The 17,494-nt window shown below is 61.0% G+C and carries 17 protein-coding genes; 5 read left to right on the plus strand and 12 right to left on the minus strand.

Translation table 11 applies throughout. The features are described from left to right. Window positions 1-351: a YgaP family membrane protein gene (locus ACVWXD_RS17385; protein WP_122680196.1), complete on the plus strand. Its 351-nt coding sequence runs from the start codon at window positions 1-3 to the stop codon at window positions 349-351. Between the two features lie 145 nt (window positions 352-496). Here ACVWXD_RS17385 and ACVWXD_RS17390 read toward each other — a convergent pair whose 3' ends face one another. Both ACVWXD_RS17390 and ACVWXD_RS17395 read right to left on the minus strand, forming a co-directional pair. Further along, entirely contained in the window at window positions 497-1,717 is a 1,221-nt protein-coding gene (locus ACVWXD_RS17390; protein ID WP_457371214.1) for a hypothetical protein, read from the minus strand. Between the two features lie 13 nt (window positions 1,718-1,730). Continuing rightward, window positions 1,731-2,180, minus strand: a complete 450-nt coding sequence (locus ACVWXD_RS17395) for a YcgN family cysteine cluster protein (protein ID WP_003172524.1) — start codon at window positions 2,178-2,180, stop codon at window positions 1,731-1,733. A gap of 153 nt (window positions 2,181-2,333) precedes the next feature. Between ACVWXD_RS17395 and ACVWXD_RS17400 the strand changes: the two genes are divergently transcribed. Beyond that, a complete protein-coding gene (locus tag ACVWXD_RS17400; protein WP_032888724.1) occupies window positions 2,334-2,918 on the plus strand; it encodes a nitroreductase family protein in 585 nt (194 codons plus the stop codon). A gap of 46 nt (window positions 2,919-2,964) precedes the next feature. Here ACVWXD_RS17400 and ACVWXD_RS17405 read toward each other — a convergent pair whose 3' ends face one another. The 6 genes from ACVWXD_RS17405 to ACVWXD_RS17430 form a co-directional block, all read right to left on the minus strand. Further along, window positions 2,965-5,499 (minus strand): OspG family effector kinase, encoded by a 2,535-nt coding sequence (locus tag ACVWXD_RS17405; protein WP_457371215.1) that lies wholly within the window; start codon window positions 5,497-5,499, stop codon window positions 2,965-2,967. Between the two features lie 142 nt (window positions 5,500-5,641). Continuing rightward, window positions 5,642-6,574 carry a D-2-hydroxyacid dehydrogenase gene (locus tag ACVWXD_RS17410; RefSeq protein WP_401382398.1) on the minus strand — a complete coding sequence of 311 codons (933 nt, stop codon included), beginning with the start codon at window positions 6,572-6,574 and terminating at the stop codon, window positions 5,642-5,644. 107 nt (window positions 6,575-6,681) lie between these two features. Further along, window positions 6,682-6,975 (minus strand): YcgL domain-containing protein, encoded by a 294-nt coding sequence (locus tag ACVWXD_RS17415; protein ID WP_032888718.1) that lies wholly within the window; start codon window positions 6,973-6,975, stop codon window positions 6,682-6,684. Next, window positions 6,972-8,105: a ribonuclease D gene (gene rnd / locus ACVWXD_RS17420; protein WP_099601387.1), complete on the minus strand. Its 1,134-nt coding sequence runs from the start codon at window positions 8,103-8,105 to the stop codon at window positions 6,972-6,974. The genes ACVWXD_RS17415 and rnd overlap by 4 nt, the downstream gene beginning before the upstream one ends. 122 nt (window positions 8,106-8,227) lie before the next feature. Then, window positions 8,228-8,827: a class I SAM-dependent methyltransferase gene (locus ACVWXD_RS17425; protein WP_032888714.1), complete on the minus strand. Its 600-nt coding sequence runs from the start codon at window positions 8,825-8,827 to the stop codon at window positions 8,228-8,230. Between the two features lie 101 nt (window positions 8,828-8,928). Next, the gene (locus ACVWXD_RS17430; protein WP_457371216.1) at window positions 8,929-10,299 is read right to left on the minus strand and encodes a glutamine synthetase family protein; all 1,371 of its coding nucleotides are present in this window, start codon (window positions 10,297-10,299) and stop codon (window positions 8,929-8,931) included. A 367-nt stretch (window positions 10,300-10,666) separates the two neighbouring features. On the opposite strand from ACVWXD_RS17430, the gene ACVWXD_RS17435 reads away from it, so the two are divergent. Together ACVWXD_RS17435 and ACVWXD_RS17440 are read left to right on the plus strand one after the other, a co-directional pair. Then, window positions 10,667-11,440 (plus strand): transporter substrate-binding domain-containing protein, encoded by a 774-nt coding sequence (locus tag ACVWXD_RS17435; protein ID WP_099601386.1) that lies wholly within the window; start codon window positions 10,667-10,669, stop codon window positions 11,438-11,440. Window positions 11,441-11,489: 49 nt separating this feature from the next. Then, entirely contained in the window at window positions 11,490-12,329 is an 840-nt protein-coding gene (locus tag ACVWXD_RS17440) for a cache domain-containing protein (RefSeq protein ID WP_032888706.1), read from the plus strand. Between the two features lie 78 nt (window positions 12,330-12,407). Here the strand turns inward: ACVWXD_RS17440 and ACVWXD_RS17445 are convergent, their stop codons facing one another. Continuing rightward, complete coding sequence (locus ACVWXD_RS17445) at window positions 12,408-13,925, minus strand: MDR family MFS transporter (protein WP_457371217.1); 1,518 nt, start codon at window positions 13,923-13,925, stop codon at window positions 12,408-12,410. A 66-nt stretch (window positions 13,926-13,991) separates the two neighbouring features. Next, entirely contained in the window at window positions 13,992-15,176 is a 1,185-nt protein-coding gene (gene pobA / locus ACVWXD_RS17450; protein WP_178075188.1) for a 4-hydroxybenzoate 3-monooxygenase, read from the minus strand. Window positions 15,177-15,365: 189 nt separating this feature from the next. On the opposite strand from pobA, the gene ACVWXD_RS17455 reads away from it, so the two are divergent. Next, window positions 15,366-16,244 carry a helix-turn-helix domain-containing protein gene (locus ACVWXD_RS17455; protein ID WP_032888697.1) on the plus strand — a complete coding sequence of 293 codons (879 nt, stop codon included), beginning with the start codon at window positions 15,366-15,368 and terminating at the stop codon, window positions 16,242-16,244. On the opposite strand, the gene ACVWXD_RS17460 is transcribed toward ACVWXD_RS17455, so the two are convergent. Continuing rightward, entirely contained in the window at window positions 16,237-16,413 is a 177-nt protein-coding gene (locus ACVWXD_RS17460) for a hypothetical protein (RefSeq protein ID WP_163033154.1), read from the minus strand. The genes ACVWXD_RS17455 and ACVWXD_RS17460 overlap by 8 nt on opposite strands. A gap of 100 nt (window positions 16,414-16,513) precedes the next feature. Continuing rightward, window positions 16,514-17,419: a LysR family transcriptional regulator gene (locus ACVWXD_RS17465; RefSeq protein WP_099601383.1), complete on the minus strand. Its 906-nt coding sequence runs from the start codon at window positions 17,417-17,419 to the stop codon at window positions 16,514-16,516. Between the last annotated feature and the right edge of the window lie 75 nt (window positions 17,420-17,494).

The raw sequence follows: 17,494 nt of genomic DNA on the forward strand, positions 1-17,494 counted from the left end.
ATGAGCGACAGCAAAAACGTGCGACCTATCATCGAGCACACGCCCTTCCAGAGCCAGCCGACGCAAAACGTCCACGGCTGGGAACGCATCGGCTCGGTGGCCGGTGGCGTGATAATGCTCGGCAAAGGCCTGCGCCGTGGCGGGATTTTCGGTTTGATCCAGGTGGCGATTGGCGGTGTGGCACTGGCCCGTGGTTTTACCGGGCACAGCTCGCTCAAGGACAAGCTGGAACAGGGTCGCCAGGAAATGAACAGCGTGCGTACGAAGATCGAGCGTGCGGGTGCAGAGCTGAAAAACCTGAAGACCAAAGCTGAAGTGGCGGCTGAGAAAGCTGTGAAAACCACAGGCTGAAACTGGCTTTCGGTAGGTTAGAGATCCAAATGTGGGAGGGGGCTTGCTCCCGATAGCAGAATGTCAGTCAGCACATGTTGTGACTGAATCAGCGCTATCGGGAGCAAGCCCCCTCCCACATGTTGATTGATGCAGGGGTTGAAAATCAGCGCAGTAGCTTGGTATCCAGCACCACCGACGACTCGCCAATAATGCTCTCAGCCAGCTGCACGAACTCCGCCGTGGTAATGCTGTTCGCCCGCATCACCGCTTGCGCGAGGTCATCCAGCGAGCGTTTGTTATGGGTTTTCACCCGGATCTCGCTGTCCAGCTCCTGCAATATCACCACTGCCCGCGACACAGTTGCACCACTGACATGCTCGCCGCGTAGCGTCGTGACATCTTTGCCCTCCTTGCTCAACCGCGCCTGTATCGCCTGATACCGCTCATCGGTGATCCCACCGGCACGGCGCACCAGTTCGATGGCGTAATACTCCCCAAGCCCTTCGCTGATCCAGTCACTGGTGTCGTGATCGTTGAAACGTCCGATCGCCTGCACCACTTCACGAATCAACGGGCTGCTGCCGTTTTCGCTGACCAGCGGTGTGCGGCTGTTGAGGTAGATCGAGTCATGCGCCGAGAACACGCCACGGCGCATCGGATCACTGGCGCCCACCACCAACAGCTTGGTCGGATGACGCGGGAACGCGGCTTCGACCTGGGGCCAGACAAAGGTCAGCAACGTCAGCACGTCCATGCGGCGCATGGCCTGACCCTTGGGCGACGCCACGGTGACTTCGGTTTCGCCCAGGCGCACGCGGCGACTGCCAAGCGTGCCCGCGAGCATCCAGCCGGTGGGCCGGTCGAACAGGCGGGAAACGTTGTCGATGCGAAATTTATTCTTGCCGATACGGGGCCAGGCGGTTTCGACGCTTTTCCAGCCCGCAGGTAATTCGAACACCAGGCGCGAGACCAACTCGACGCCGTCCTGCTGGTCGAGCCGCGCGGTCGGCACCAGGTCTTCGCCGCGAAACAGCGCCCAACTCGCAGTCATACGTGCTTCATAGCTGCCCGGCTTGCGCGCCTGGGTGAGGTGCACGCGGTAGGTCAGACTGGCCTTGTCGGCGCTGGGCTGCCACACGCCCCGCTGGCCACTGACCTTCCACTGGCCGTCGGCCTTGAAGTCGCTATAACTGCCTGCCGGGCCCAGGTCAAAGTCCAGGCTGCGCACGGCCGAGCCTTGTGACAGGCTCAGGCGTACTTCAGCCTGATCGCTCTGGGGCAGCAATTTAACGTGATAATCCAGGTCGACTTTCCTGGCGCACCACGCAGGCATGCTCAGCGCCAGCAGCACCAGGCATGCCGCCAGCTGGGTTCCCACCTTCATACACACTCCTTTTTCAGCCTGCGCGGAAGATCAGGTAATCCTCCCAGTCGTCTTCAGGCACGCTGCCTTCGCTGAGCATGCGTCCAGACTGGGAAATGCGTTCGTGGTGCACGGCGTCGCGGTCGCCACAGACCAGGTGGTGCCACAGCGGTAAATCCTTGCGCTCGCTGACCAGGCGGTAGCCGCAGGTGGGCGGCAGCCATTTGAACTGATCGGCCTGGCCTGGGGTGAGCTGGATGCAGTCGGGCACCGAGGCGCGGCGGTTGGGGTAGTCGGTGCACTGGCAGGTTTTCAGGTCCAGCAGTTTGCAGGCGATACGGGTGTAATAGACGCTGTTGTCGTCTTCGTCCTCAAGCTTTTGCAGGCAGCACAGGCCACAGCCGTCGCACAATGACTCCCACTCCTCCTGGTCGAGGTGTTCAAGGGTTTTGCGTATCCAGAAAGGTTCGACTTTGGCGGCCATGGCTCTGCATCAGTATCGGTAGGTGAAAAGGCCGCCAGTCTAGTGCCCAAGCCCCTTGGAACCAAGCGCTTACGACTGGCGGTGTTACAACACTTGTCAGTCTAGCGGGCGCGCAGTAGCTTTGAGCGCCGAATTGACGATCAGGACCTGCTCATGACACGTGTTGCCGACTATCCGATCCACACCCAGTTCACCGACCGCTGGTCGCCCCGCGCCTTCACCGGCGAGAGCATCTCGAAAGAGACGCTGCTGAGTTTCTTCGAAGCTGCACGCTGGGCGCCGTCGGCCTACAACTCGCAGCCGTGGCGGTTTCTCTACGCGCGCCGCGACACGCCGGACTGGGAACGTTTCCTGGGCCTGCTCAATGAATTCAATCGCGGCTGGGCGCAGCATGCCTCGGCCCTGGTGATCATCGCCTCGAAAACCGACTTCGTCGCTCCCGGCGCCACGGAAGAAACCCCGGCGCTGTGGCACACCTTCGACACCGGCTCTGCTTGGGGCCACCTGGCACTGCAAGCCAGCCTCAGTGGCTGGCACACCCACGGCATGGCCGGTTTCGATCAGGAGCTGACACGCAAGGAGTTGAAGATTCCGGAAGGTTACGCGCTGCACGCGGCCGTGGCCGTTGGCAAGCTGGGAGACAAGTCGACCCTGCCGGAGTACCTGCAAGGGCGTGAAGTGCCGAGCCCGCGCAAGCCGCTGAGCGAGCTGGTGTCCGAAGGTGATTTCGGCCTCTGACAGCCAGCACCCTGCCGCCTGAACGCGGCAGGGTGTCTCTTGAGGACTACCGGGCGATCAGTTCGCTGAACGCCGAGCGCAGCTGCGTGATTTGCCGGTCATACACGTTCTTGACCGCCGGCACCATGAACTCGGCGGGCATACCGTTCATGTCGATGGGATAGAGCTTGTTGTCTGTTTTTGAGTACATGAAGTTACTCAACTGCGGGTCGTTATGAAAAATATCCCTGGCCTCCATTTGCGCTACCGCGTCGTCGAGTAACGAACGAGCTTCGGCGGGCAGGCTGCCTTTTTCGACATGGGCAAGATCAACCCCGTCAATTTTGCCCATCTTTATGTATTTGCGGCCGTCCTCGATCAATACCTCGGCAAAGCCCTCTCCGTAGTACTTGTTCAAATTGACCACTTCCATGTCGACGTAGCCCTCTACCGAGGTCAAGCGGGTCGGCCCCAAATCTTTATAAACACTCTTACCGTCGAGGCTTGTATACACCACGCCTTCGCCCCCACGGCCGATTTCGGGGCCGAGATCGGCTTTGACCGCAACCGGCTGGCCGCCCCGCGCGCCCAGTCGCCGCCATTGGTCATCCTGCACACGTTCGAGTAACAACGGAGTTTGCCGGTTGTTGTGGTACACCCGCGCCTGCACGCTGCCGTCCGCTCCGCGGGACACCTGCCGGACCTCATAAACGCCAGCCTGGCCGGACGCGTCGAGATGGCGCACATACGAGCGATGGCCGTCGGCAGCAACGTACACGCCCTGATTATTGCGCGAGAGCCCGGTGAGGCTCGACTCCGGTGCCCTGTAATGACGAAACAGCCCGTTGCTCAGCTCACCGGCAGAAGCACTGCCCCTGGTCACCCACCTGCCGCCGCTCACCAGCAGATCGCCGACGCCGCTCAAGGGGTTGAAGGCCTCCACCGCCGTTGCGCCAACAAACCTCACCGCCTTGGCCGCCTGGCGCGCAGTGGTCAAGGCGCCGCCCAGCACCTTACCCGCCTGCAGGGCTTTGCCGGCGCCCAACGTAACCAGGCCAACCGCATCCAGGCCCAGGTCGAACACGCCCTGCCCAATGTTGCCGTTTTGGAAGTTGACGATAGCCGAGCGCAAGGGGATCAGGTTCAGGAAGAATTCGCCAATGGCTTCATTGCGGGCGCTGTCCCGATCAAAGGACGTCAGGCCCCGGGCCTCGTTCATCAGATCGTCGTTGTTCAGGTCGAGGGATTTGACGAACACATCAGCAATGGCATGGCTGCGCCGCGAGTTGAGACTGTCAGAGGCTTGGGTGCCTTGGGGTTGCGCCGGGAAATCGCTGTCGGGCTCAAACTGAACGGTTCTAGAAAGAATATTCGCCTCGCGCGATTCCATATTCGCAGCGGTGTAAGGCGAAGTACGTCGGCGCAATAGAAAGTTTTCTTTCTCAACGGTGCCGTTTCGCGTGTCGAGGGTATAGAGATTGACCTCGCCGTTTCGAGTCGCCTTCACCTCCAGCGTATGGCCGCGCACGTGCAGCGCCGGCGGAGTAAACAGGTCTTTGGCAATTGTGTACTGGTTGGTGTGGAAGAATTCGAGCTTGCCGAACTCCAGGTTATTGCGGTCCTCCAGGGGCAACGTGGCGATCATCTGCCGCACACGACTCTGTTGCCCGGTTTGATGGGCGCTGATCGCCTGGTCGTAGGCCTTCGTGAATGCGCTGGCGACCTCCAGCTTGCCTTGTTGGTAAAGGCTGCAAAAACGGTCAATGGGCAGGCGTTTGTTATTGCTCACCCAATGTTCATCGGTCGCCAATGGGCCGCCGTGCATGACGATATCCAGCATAGAGCGTGAGCCGGGATGGATGCCTGGGCGCCCTTTGGTGAGCCTGGCCTTTTGAAAATGCCTGACTTCGAAGAGGCTCGGGTCGACGTCAGGAAACGCCCGCTCAAGCAGGGCCAGCGCCATGGCTCTGCGGCTGGGGATTGGCGTTTGCAGGAGGGCGCTGGTGCTTTTCAGCGCGCTGAGCTGTTCGTTGTAGGCCGCCCTCAGGCGCTCCATTGCACTGGCCGATGGCATCTCATCGGTGCGGGTCAGCACACCGTTGGCCACGCCCCACTCCGTCAGGGCCTGCCCATCGATGCGCTGGCGAGTGGCAGCGTCAAGGGTGAGCGATTCGGCGTTCAGCAAAATTTCGGCATACCCCATACCGAGCGTGCGGCCTGGCGCGTGGGCTTCGATCCTGCCCACAGCCATCGCCAACTGAGCCCAGAGCACACTGGCGCAGGTCACGCTGGCGGGAATGTCCTTGACCAAATATTCAGGTGCGGAATTGATCAGTAAGCGATACGCGGCCTGGTGGGCTGCTTGAACGCTGGCACCGCCTTTTTCGAGTAAATGGCTGGCCAATCGTTGGATGACGACCGAAGGCGGTTGCCCCCAATGGTCGCTACGCGTCAGGTCAAAGCCGGACAAGTCTTCAAGCGGTGCAGGGAGATCGACCGGACGCGAAGGGTCAGGCTCGCGGTCGGGGGTGCGGGTTACGTCATTGTGGTGGGCGGGCGCCATCGGGCGCGGCTGAACAGCGGGGGAAATAAGGGGCGTCATGGAAATACCTGTCCTTAGCCAAAAGGAGTCCGTTAAAGGCGCGACCTTGCGCCCTTTGCGGCCCTTGGGTGGAACGCGCCGTCAATGCGGTTCCATCCTGACTGTCAGGTTTTATGTAGGCCCAGCGAGCGGCGCGGTGACGTCAGTACCCGCGCTCGAAATCCACTTCTCCGCGTAATGCCTGCTTGGCCTTATACGCGCGGACATTTTCCAAGAACAACTCCACCATCATCGGCGGCGACGTGGGTGCGGAACTGTGCCCGGTCAACAGCAACCCCCAGGCGGTCCAGAATGGATGACGCTGCGGCAGTGGCTCCTGGCGACATACGTCGATCACTGCGCCGGCCAGGTGCCCTTCCTTCAGGGCTTCGACCAGATCAGCATCCACCACCGCCACGCCACGGCCGACATTGATAAACAAGCCCGTCGGTTTGAATTGCTTGAACAGCGCGGCGTCGTACAGGTCATGGGTGTTCGGCGTGTTGGGCAGCAGGTTGATCACGTAGTCCACCTCACCGACCAGACGCCCGATCTGATCAAGCCCGGCCACTTCGATAAACGGGGCCTGTTCACGCTCAGTACTGGCAATGCCATACAGCTTGACGCCAAACGGCACCAGAAACTCAGCCACACTCTGGCCAATATCGCCGGTGCCCACGATCAACACCTTACGCCCCGCCAGGCTCTGGCCGGTGCGGCTGTCCCACTTGCGCTCGACCTGGCTGACCAACCGCGCCAGTACTTCGCGTTCGTGGCCGAGCATATAAGTGAGGACAAACTCGGCCATGACCTGGCCAAAAATACCGACGGCGCGGGTCAAGCGATATTCGCGGGGCAAGCCTTCGGCCAGCAGGGGCGTGATACCGGCCCAAGTCGATTGCAGCCATTGTGGTTGGTGGCCCTGGCGCAACAGAGTGGCCAGCAGGTCCGGTTGGCCTAGCCAGACAGGGCAATCGGCGGCCAGACGAGACAGTTCGGCCGAGTCGCCACTGGTGAGCACCTCAAGGTCCGGCGCCACGTCATTGAGCAGTTGGGCGTAGAGCGGGTGATCCTGTTCAGCAATCAGAACACGCATGGTTCAAACCTTTCAAAAACAGTGCAGACGGCCGCCCGCTTCCTTACGGCCACCGCCCACTAATACGATTCCATTGAAACCTGTGCCCTGAAGCGGGCACTGACCGATTACATCGGGTCGTTACGACGCAGCAGCTCTTCGGGCAAGTGCTCGATGTACTCGTCCTCGGCCGGCGGCATTTGCAGGTGGTAGCCCTGCTTATCGAGGTTTTCCAGGACCACGACGATGTCTTCGCGCGACAGCTTGCGCTCTGGTGTCAGCACCATGTCGAAGGCGTGGTGCGGCTTGCCGAAGGCGACCATCAATGGCTCCGGCACGCGCTCAAGTGCATCGCTCTTGAGCACGTAGAGGTACATGCCGTCTTTTTTCAAGCTGCGGTAGATGGAACAAATACGTTTCAAGGCTGTTCTCCGGCAGTGGCCAGGCTGTCGAGCAGCGCCTGGCCCATCAACTCGCGGCGCCAGCCACGCAGCGAGTCTGGCAATTTATAAGGCCCATCGGGGTAGCCACTTTTAACCAGGGCTTCGAGGGTTTTCTTGCGCAGCATCAGTTCCGGCGCCATCTCCAGGCGTTCGGCGAATGTCTGGCCCAGGGCGCGCAGTTGCTTGATCAGCGTGGCAGCATCCACCGGCAGCGGTTCAGCCACAGCCGGCGGCCATTGGTCCGCGGGCACGCTGCCGGCACGTTTGATCAGGTCCAGCAGGAACTGGCCATCCTGACGCACGGTGCGCGGGTGCATGTCTTCGATCTTGCCCAGGGCGGCGAGGTTATCCGGCTGGGATTTGGCCAGGGGCCACAACGAGTGTTCACGAACGATGCGGTTGCGCGGCAGGTCACGGGCGCGGGCTTGCTGCTCGCGCCAGGCGCACAGTTCACGCAGTACGGCGAGTTGGGCGCGGGACAGTTTCCACGCCAGCTTGGCGTCGCGGTACACCTCGTACGGGTCGACTTCCCGGCGCAGGTTGGCCACCAGTTCGGCGCCATCTTCCAGCACCCAGGCATATTTATCGTCTGATAGCTGCGGCCGCAGGCGAATGTAGACCTCGGCCAGGTGTACCGCGTCTTCGGCGGCGTAGCTGATCTGGGTCTCGGACAACGGCCGCTGCAGCCAGTCCGAGCGGGTCTCGCCCTTGGGCAGCTCGATGTCGAGTACGGCTTGTACCAGGCGCGAGTAGCCCATGGAGAAACCGAGATTCAGGTAAGCGGCGGCCAATTGGGTGTCGAACAACGGCACTGGCAGGCTGCCAGTCAGGCGCAGCAACACTTCCAAGTCTTCGCTGCAGGCGTGCACCACCTTGATCACGGCTGGGTTTTCCAGCAGCTCGGCGAGGGGTTTCCAGTTGTCGATGGTCAGGGGATCGATCAGGTAAGCGCGTACGCCATCACCAATCTGGATCAGCCCGGCAATGGGGTAAAAGGTGTCGACCCGCATGAATTCGGTGTCGAGGGCGACGAATGGCAACTGCTGCCATTCGGCGCAATGCTGGCCGAGGCTATCGTTGTCGCAGATCCAGTGAATATCGATGGCCACACGGCTCTCCCTTGAAGAATGGCGCGCAGTATATATCGCGAAAGAGGCTAGCGAGCATCCGCAGTGCACTGGCAACCATGAAAACTCAGACAGGGGATGAAGAATAGCCCTACAGGACAGAGTTATCCTTTCTTACGAAGCACATAGACGCGCCACAGGCTGGAGCCGGGCATGAATTCCTGCTGGTTAAGGACCTTGAAACCAGCCTGACGAAACTCGTCGTCTACCGCCGTTCGCGAATTGACCGAGACAATCACCGTATCGCGGCTGACGCGGTGAAACTCCCGCAGCAACGCCAGACGTCCTTCGCTGCTGGGCACATGGCGAAATAACTCCAGGCAAAAGATGCAGTCCACTGCATTCGCCGACAAACCGATGGAAAACGCCGAACCCTGAAAGGTTTTGATCCGCTTTAGCAGCGTCGCCGGATGGTGGGTGCGCGCGTGATCGAGCATGTCCTGGGAGTTGTCCGAGGCAAGGATCACCCGGTTGATATGCTCGGCCAATACCGGCCAGAACCGTCCCGAGCCGCAGGCCAGGTCGAGGATCAGCCCCGGTTCGCCGGCAACCTTGAGTGCGTGGCGAACCAACCACTCGTCGCGCCATGACGCAAGGCGCCGCAGCATTCCGGGTGGGCGCGTGTCCGCACAGACCTTGGCATGTTCAAGGCCACAGCGCTCTGCGTATTCGATCTCGATGGAGGATGGTGGTTGTGGCGACATCACGGGCTCATTGGATTTAAACAGTGGTGAACGACCTTGATTCGCAGCTTAACTACCGCAACGTGAAAAAAAGGTCGAAGCCTCCACGCCCTTCAATCCATTCAGGCTTGATGCAGATACCAACGCCAATCCTGTTCGCCCACCTCGCCCATGAACTGCCGATACTCAGCGCGCTTCACCGCCAGGTACACCCCCAGGAACTCACTGCCAAACGTCTCGCGCGCCCAGCTTGAAGCTTCCAGCGCGCGCAGGGTGGTGAGCCAGTCGGTGGGCAGAAATTCCGTGGCCTGGGCGTAGCCGTTGCCTTCCACTGGTGCGCCCGGGTCGCGCTGTTCGCGGATCCCGCGATGAATACCTGCCAAGATCGCAGCAGCGGCAAGGTATGGGTTGGCGTCAGCGCCGCAGATGCGGTGTTCGATATGCCGGGAATTTGCCGGGCCACCGGGCACGCGCAGGCTGACGGTGCGGTTGTCCACGCCCCACGTGGCGGCCAGGGGCGCATAGCTGTTGGTTTGGAAGCGGCGATAGGAGTTGGCGTTGGGGCAAAACATCAGCAGCGAATCAAGCAAGGTGCTGAGCATGCCACCCACGGCCTGGCGCAACAGCGGCGTGCCGTCGGCAGCCTCGCTGGCGAACAGGTTATTGCCTTGGGCATCCGCCAGGCTGACGTGCATGTGCATGCCGGTGCCCGCCAGGTCGTCGAAGGGCTTGGCCATGAAGCAGGCAGCCATCCCGTGTTTGTGTGCCACGCCCTTGACCAGACGCTTGTAGCGCACCGCTTCATCCATGGCTTGCAGGGCGTCGGCGCGGTGTTCCAGAGTGATTTCCACTTGGCCGGGAGCGTATTCGGAGATCGCCGTGCGCGCCGGGATGCCTTGGAGCTTGCAGGCGCTATACAGGTCGGCGAGGAAGGGTTCGATCTGCTCCAGTTCGCGCAGGCCGTAGACCTGGGTCGAGCGCGGGCGACCACCGTCCACATTCCGCGCCGGTTGCGGGCGGCCGTGGCTGTCGGGTTTCTGGTCCAGCAAGTAGAACTCCAGTTCGGCGGCCATCACCGGGTAATAGCCATCGGCTTTAAGCCCGTCGATGACCTTCGCCAGCACATGCCGAGGGTCGGCCACGGTGGCGGGCAAACCTTCGGTGGGGTGCATGCTGACTTGCACCGCTGCGGTCGGGATCAACCGCCACGGCATAGGTTGCAGGCTGCCACTGACCGGATAAGCGCGGCAGTCGATATCTCCCACCTCCCACACCAGACCAGAGTTCTCCACGTCGTCGCCATTGATGGTCAGGCCGAGGATGGTACTGGGCAGGGGCCGGCCGCTTTCATACACCGCCAGCAGTTCATCGCGGTGCAGCAACTTGCCGCGGGGTACACCATTGTTGTCGAGGATAAACAGCTCGAACATCTCTATGTCCGGGTGTTGCTCAAGGAAGGACTGGGCTTCTTGCAGGCGCGCGAAATCGCTCATTGGGTTTCTCATACGTGTTCGTCAGGCAGGCGCACAGGCGCTGCCGGGCAGATGCGCAGGGGGCCGCGTCATCCATGGGGTAGATCAACGTAGGAGAAAGGCATCCGGCGGGCGCGCATGCCGACAGTGGAACAGCGCCCAGAACGCCAGTATGGACGGCAGTGTCGCGAGGTGGGTGGCGGCGGAACCGTCCATGGGAGAATCACGGTGATGAAGATGCCCGCAGCCTCACACGCCTGGATACGCTATTAAATTCAGGGATGACGGAGTTTGGTTACACCAACGCTAAACATTCGCCACGCCTTGCCACCCTGCCCCGGGCTGGAAATAATGACCGCCCCCGACCATGCCCCAAGGACTCGACCGCATGAAAGCTCCCTTCGCCCTGTGTGTACTTGCGAGCCTGGCCACCAGCGCCCTGGCCGACACTGCCCCGTCACGCCTCGACGACGTGCTCCAGCGCGGCACCCTCAGCGTGTGCACGACCGGCGACTACACGCCCTACACCAAGCTGCGCGCAGATGGCACCTATGAAGGCATCGACATTGCCATGGCCGAGTCCCTGGCCAAGAGCCTCAATGCGACAATCACCTGGGTGCCCACTACCTGGAAAACCCTGATGCCGGACTTCCTCGCCCAACGCTGCGATATCGCCGTGGGCGGTATTTCGGTGTCGCTGGAGCGTCAGAAAAAAGCCTTTTTCAGCCAGTCCCTCGGCGTTGACGGCAAGATCCCGCTGGTGCGCTGCGCCGATGTACAGCGCTACCAGACCGTCGAGCAGATCAACCAGCCCCAGGTGCGCGTGATCGAACCGGCGGGCGGTACCAATGAAGTGTTTGCCCGCGCCCATCTGGGCCAGGCGCAGATCCGCCTGCACGACAACGTGACCATCTTCGACGAACTGCTCGCCGGCAAGGCGGACGTAATGATCACCGACGCCAGCGAAGCCCGTTACCAGCAGAAGCAGAAGCCCGGGCTGTGCGCAGTCAACCCTGAGCGGCAAATGCAGTACAGCGAAAAGGCCTTTTTGCTGCCCCGCGATGATGTGGCCTGGAAAAGCTATGTCGACCAGTGGTTGCACCTGAGTGTCGCGACCGGTGTGTACCAGGGCATTGTCGACCAATGGTTGGCAGCGCCGTGAGCTAAGGCCGACTACGCTCTTGTCACACCAATAAGAACGAGGACGGAACATGAAGGGATTGCTCCGCATCACCTGGCTGCTGCTGTTGTGTTTCAGCCAGGTGCACGCCGAAACGACTCAGGATGAGGACGCCCAGGCGGCCAAGGCCCTGCTGGAAAAAGCCCTGGCTTACTACAAGACCAATGGCGATAAAGCCCTCGCCGTGTTCAGCCGCCAGGGGGAATTTATCGACCAGGACCGTTATGTGTTCGTGATCGATACCAAGGGCGTGCTACTGGCCAGTGGCGGCCCCTCCTCCGCGTTGATCGGCCGGGACGTTAACGAGGTATTGGGGCCGGACCTGAGCCAGTCATTCAAGGATGCCCTCAAGGTGCCTGAAGACCAGGGTATCCAGCAGGCCGATTACCGTTGGCAGAACTGGAACGACGGCAAGGTAGAGCGCAAACATGTGTTTTATCAGCGGGTGGGTGATCGCATCCTGGCCGTGGGCTACTACCTTCCACGGGCCACGCCGGAACAGGCGCGAGCCTTGCGCAACAAAGCGGTCAACGCGCTGCTCAAGGATGAACCCGGTACGCTCAAGGCCATCAACTCATTGCAGGGCGGCTTCCTACAGGATGACCTCTACGTGTTTGTGGTGGACCTGAACACCCAACGTTACGTGGCGCACGGCACCAACCTGCGGCTGGTCAACACTGACTTCAGCAAGATCAAGGACCCGGACGGCAAGCCGGTGGGCGAGCCGATCCTCAAGTTGATGGCGGAGCAGGACCAGGGGGAATACAAGTACCGCTGGAAAAACCCGGTGACCGACAAGATTGAGAACAAGCATGCCTATGTGCGCAAGGCCGGGCATTTCATGGTTGCGGTGGGTTACTACAGCCCGTGATCTGGACTGGAATGCAGTCAAATGTGGGAGGGGCGGTTCGACTTGCCCCCTTCCACACTTTGATCGCTATCGTGTCAGTTACTTAACTTTATCTTCCCGACCGCGCAGCACCCGGTTAGGCATCGCAATCGCCGCCGCCAACCCCAGCAACGAGACCGCCGCACTCACCATCAACGAATGTCGGAACGTCACCGCCAGCTCCCCGCGCAGTGCATCTTGCGCCGGGCCGGGAGCGGCGTTCAGGCCATCCAACAGCACATTGCCGGAGCTGCCCTCGGCCACCAGCGAACCGCTGGCCAAGTGAGCGAAGCTCGAATCCTGCAACAACGCCAGCAGCAGCGCCGACATGCACGCCACGCCCACCGCACCACCAAGGGAACGGAACAGGTTGGTGGTGCTGGTGGCGACGCCGATGTCGCGCTGTTCCACCGAGTTTTGCGAGCCCACCAGGGAGGTGGGGAATTGCATCCCGCCGGCGATCCCGCACAACAACATGAACACGCCGGTAAGCACTACGTCCTGGGGCGCGCTGAAGGCCATGCCCAGGATCGCCAGCGGGCTTAACAGTGCGCCGCCAAGGATCATCGGTTTATAACGTCCGGTCACCGAGGTCATGCGCCCTGCGGAATACGCGCCGATGGGCAAGCCGATGGCCAGTGGCAACAAGTGCAAGGCGGCACTGTCGGCCCCGCCTCCGGTCACGGTCTGAAAGCGCAGGGGCATCAGCACCGTCAGGGAAATCGCCTGGAAGCTGGTGAAGAACACCGTGCACCAACACAGCACCGCGCTGCGGTTGGCGAACAAGTGCATCGGCAGCAACGGCTCCCGCGCACGGCGCTCGTGCCACACGAACAACGCCAATGCCACCAGCGCGCAGGCCAGCAGCCCCAGCACCCCACTGTCACGCCAATGATGACCCTGACCAATTTCGGTGATACCCAGCAACAGGGCGGTCAGGCCAACGATCATCAACACGGTGCCGAGGTAATCGATGATCGGCTTGCGCTGCGGCACAGGCAGCCCCACCAGGGTGCGATGGGCCAAGTACCAGGCACCGGCGCCCAGCGGCAGGTTGATCAGGAATACCCAACGCCACGACAGGTACTCGGTCATGTAGCCGCCCAACACCGGACCGGCCACGCTGGCCACTGCGTACATGCTGCTGAAATAGCCTTGATAACGCCCACGTTCACGGGGCGGAATAATGTCGCCGATGATCGCTTGGCTCACCGAGATCATGCCGCCAGCGCCAATCCCCTGGAGCACCCGTGCCAGCACCAACTGCTCCATGCTTTGCGCCATGCCGCAAAACAGCGACGCCACGGTGAACAAGCCCATGCCGATCAGCATCATCGGCCGGCGCCCATACAGGTCGCCGAGCTTGCCGTAGATCGGCACCGCCACTGTCATTGCCACCATGTAGCCGGAGATCACCCAGGCCAGCAGGTTGACGTCGTGGAACCGCGCGGAGATAGCGGGCATGGACACGGCGACAATGGTCTGGTCCAGTGCGCCGAGGAAGATCGCCATCATCAACGAGGCGAGAATACTGCGCACCGCGGGAAGCGGTGGCGCGGGCTGATTGAGCTGAGTCACGACAGAACCTTCAAGCAAGGCCCGTGGGAAAAGTCGGCCCACGGCAATGCTCAATACGATAGCAGGCTATTCGATAGCCTCGTAAGGAAGCCCGACGTAATTTTCCGCGATGGTTTTGCGCCCGGCTTCGGAGTGGATGAAGTACTCCAGTTCGCTCTGGGCAATGCGCTGGCTGAAGCCGTCCGCCTCCGGGAATTGATGCAGCATCGAGGTCATCCACCAGGAAAACCGTTCGGCCTTCCACACCCGGCGCAGGCAGATGGCGGAATAGCGCTCCAACAAATCCACGCGCCCCTCGCGATACACCTTGAGCATGATCCTAAATAGCGTACTCACATCACTGGCCGCCAGGTTCAGGCCCTTGGCGCCGGTGGGCGGCACGATATGCGCAGCGTCACCCAGCAGGAACAGACGCCCGTACTGCATCGGTTCAGCCACAAAACTGCGCAACGGCGCGATGCTCTTTTCAATCGACGGCCCGGTGACCAACTGCTCGGCCAGGCTGCTGGGCAGGCGGGTTTTCAGCTCAGCCCAAAAGCGTGCGTCCGACCATTCATCCAACGGTTCTTCAGCCGGCACTTGCAGGTAATAGCGGCTGCGGGTCGGCGATCGCATGCTGCACAGCGCAAAGCCGCGGGGGTGTTTGGCGTACACCAGTTCGTCGTGCACCGGCGGGGTGTCGGCGAGAATGCCCAGCCAACCAAAGGGGTACACGCGCTCGAAGATTTTCAGTGATTCAGCGGGGATCGACTGACGCGCCACGCCGTGGAAGCCATCACAGCCGGCGATGTAGTCGCATTCCAGACGGAACGCCTCGCCCTGGTGTTCGAAGGTCAGCCAGGGTCGATCACTTTTGAGATCATGGGGCTGCACGTCACGCGCGTCGTAGAGCGTAACCGCGCCGGCAGCCGCGCGGGCGGCCATCAGGTCGCGGGTGACTTCGGTCTGGCCGTAGATCATCACCGATTGGCCGCCGGTCAGCGCCTTCAGGTCGATATGGGTGAGATGTCCGTCGAGCGCGAGCTCGAAGCCATCATGTACCAGGCCTTCGGCATCCATGCGTTGGCTAACGCCGGCTTGGCGCAGCAGGTCGACCATGCCTTGCTCCAGCACCCCGGCGCGGATGCGTCCTTGCACGTAGTCAGCGCTCTGGCGCTCTAGAATAAAGGTCTCGATGCCGGCGTTATGCAGCAGTTGGCCGAGCAACAGTCCGGAAGGACCGGCGCCGATAATGGCGACTTGGGTTTTCAGCGTTTTCATTATTTTTATGGCCCGCAAGTTCCACTCGAACGGATTGAGTGAAAGAGTTGTCATTGGTCTTGTGGCTGACATTTTTCACTTGAGTGCTTGGCATAAGAAGGTGAAAACTGCGACAAACCCTGCGCTTTTTGCCAATTTGGGCGATTACCGCACAACCGTCCTGAGTATCGGATTGAAACCATGACCAACACCGCGATTCCGGTCTTCAAGCTTTACGGGGAAAACCAGCAATGGCCGACCCCCGATTTGTTGCACTGCGAAACCATTTCCCGCCGCAGCCGGGAATACCAGTGGGAAATCCAGCCCCACCGGCACGCGGATCTGTGCCAGTTGTTGTACGTGCACAAAGGCCAGGCTCAACTGGAAATAGAAGGTCAGCGCACCACGCTCAACGAAGCCACGCTGCAGATATTGCCGCCGTTGTGCGTGCATGGGTTTCGCTTTGCCGAAGATGTCGAAGGTTATGTAGTGACACTCTCGGCGCCACTCGTGAGCCACTTGCAGGCCCAACTGGGCGCAACGGCCGGCGGTTTGCAGACCCTGGGCAGTTACCCGGCGGGCAAGGACAGTGACTACCTCAATAGCCAATTCGCCCGCCTGCAGGACGAATATGCAGAAGAGCAACCGGCCCGGGACATGATGATGCACGCCCTGGTCAGCGTGCTGCTGGTGTGGATCAGCCGTCAGGCCATCCAGCGTTGCCATCCGCGCGCGCCAAGAGGCCGCGAGTATTTCCGGCGGTTTACCCAATTGGTCGAACAGCACTACCGTGAGCACCCAAAGATTGAGGATCTGGCCCACAAGCTGGGTATCTCGGTCTCACATCTGAATGGGACATGTCGGGAACTCGGTGGCCAGCCCGCCCTGCAGATCATGCATGACCGCCAGTTGCTGGAAGCCAAGCGCCTGCTGACTTACACCAGCATGACCATCAATGAAATGTCGGAAGTGTTGGGGTTTTCCGACCCGACTAACTTTTCCCGGCTGTTTCGCCGCCGGGTCGGATTCTCACCCAAGGCGTTTCGCGAGCAACTCAAGGCCGAATCGACCACTACCTGAGCGCACTGAAACTGCCGGTGTGGGGGACACATTGGTCCTGGTTGCAGCTGATCGCAAAGGTCGGCTGCATACGGGTCTGCTCCACACGGTAGGCGGCAGTCCCGTACAGTGCGCTGGCCAAGGCGCAGAGAGTGAAAATCATCAGGTACTTTCTGGTTTTTATGCTCATGACAGAGACCTCTGGACGGATCTACATGACGCTGTTTAAAGCATAGGCCAGTCAGGGCGAGTTGCCATTATTGGACGACATTCAACAGGGTTATGTCGCCTCAGAGACCGATGTCCCACGCCGGCTCTTCAGGGAACCTCACCACCAGAAAATCCAGCAGGCTGCGCAACGCCGACGGCATGTGTTTGCGTGAGGCGTAGACCGCGTAGATGTTCATCTGCCGGGGTTCGGCGCGGGGCAGTAGGCGCACCAGTTCACCACGTCGGATGTGATCGCCGGCCTGGTAGCTGGGCAACATCGCCACCCCAGCGCCGGCCAGCGTCAGGCGTAGCAGCGTGCTCGCCTCGTTGGCGGTGATATTGCCGTGCACCGGCACCGACACGTGCTCGCCACTTTCTTCGAAATGCCACAGGCTTTTGCCGAAGTACGAGTGGGTCAGGCAGTTGTGCCGGGCCAGGTCTTCGACTTTTTGTGGGGCCGGATGCTCGCGTAGATACGCGGGGGTGGCGCAGACCACCGAGCGACAGACGGTCAGGCGCCGTGCGATCAGGTTCGGGTCCAGGTCATTGCTGGTGCGGATGGCCAGGTCGATGCGCTCGTCCACCAGATTCACCGTGCGATCGAGCATTTGCAGGTCGACCGTGACCAAAGGGTAGCGTTTGACGTACTCGGCAATCGCCTCGGCCAATTGCGCCTGGCCGAACGAGGTGCTGACACTCAGGCGCAGCAGGCCACGGGGCGCGTCATCGGGCTCACTGACGGCGGCCTGCATGTCGCCGCACAACTCCAGCAATTGGCGGCAGCGCGGCAAGGTCTCACCGCCCGCCGCCGTAAGACTAAGTTTGCGCGTGGTGCGGTGCAGCAGGCGCGCGCCGACCCAGTCTTCCAACTCGGCGAGGTAACGCGATACGACCGGCCGCGACAGGTCCAGATGGTCCGCGGCGGCGGACTGGCTGCCCAGGTCCACCACGGTGACAAACACGCGCATTGCTTGAAGACGATCCATGATTTGCCCGATTTCAGAAACAAACTATGTTCCAGCATCGCATTTTTAGTCTCGTTTAGTGCAACTAAGCTCTGT

This window comes from Pseudomonas sp. TE3911, assembly GCF_054062775.1.

Bases quoted from the DNA above. Each gene is read 5' to 3' on its own strand.
- ACVWXD_RS17395 (WP_003172524.1), bottom strand. From the start codon at position 2,180: ATGGCCGCCAAAGTCGAACCTTTCTGGATACGCAAAACCCTTGAACAC.
- ACVWXD_RS17390 (WP_457371214.1), bottom strand. From the start codon at position 1,717: ATGAAGGTGGGAACCCAGCTGGCGGCATGCCTGGTGCTGCTGGCGCTG.
- ACVWXD_RS17425 (WP_032888714.1), bottom strand. From the start codon at position 8,827: ATGTCGCCACAACCACCATCCTCCATCGAGATCGAATACGCAGAGCGC.
- ACVWXD_RS17435 (WP_099601386.1), top strand. From the start codon at position 10,667: ATGAAAGCTCCCTTCGCCCTGTGTGTACTTGCGAGCCTGGCCACCAGC.
- ACVWXD_RS17455 (WP_032888697.1), top strand. From the start codon at position 15,366: ATGACCAACACCGCGATTCCGGTCTTCAAGCTTTACGGGGAAAACCAG.
- ACVWXD_RS17440 (WP_032888706.1), top strand. From the start codon at position 11,490: ATGAAGGGATTGCTCCGCATCACCTGGCTGCTGCTGTTGTGTTTCAGC.
- ACVWXD_RS17385 (WP_122680196.1), top strand. From the start codon at position 1: ATGAGCGACAGCAAAAACGTGCGACCTATCATCGAGCACACGCCCTTC.
- ACVWXD_RS17460 (WP_163033154.1), bottom strand. From the start codon at position 16,413: ATGAGCATAAAAACCAGAAAGTACCTGATGATTTTCACTCTCTGCGCC.
- ACVWXD_RS17410 (WP_401382398.1), bottom strand. From the start codon at position 6,574: ATGCGTGTTCTGATTGCTGAACAGGATCACCCGCTCTACGCCCAACTG.
- ACVWXD_RS17465 (WP_099601383.1), bottom strand. From the start codon at position 17,419: ATGGATCGTCTTCAAGCAATGCGCGTGTTTGTCACCGTGGTGGACCTG.
- ACVWXD_RS17400 (WP_032888724.1), top strand. From the start codon at position 2,334: ATGACACGTGTTGCCGACTATCCGATCCACACCCAGTTCACCGACCGC.
- ACVWXD_RS17430 (WP_457371216.1), bottom strand. From the start codon at position 10,299: ATGAGCGATTTCGCGCGCCTGCAAGAAGCCCAGTCCTTCCTTGAGCAA.
- ACVWXD_RS17405 (WP_457371215.1), bottom strand. From the start codon at position 5,499: ATGACGCCCCTTATTTCCCCCGCTGTTCAGCCGCGCCCGATGGCGCCC.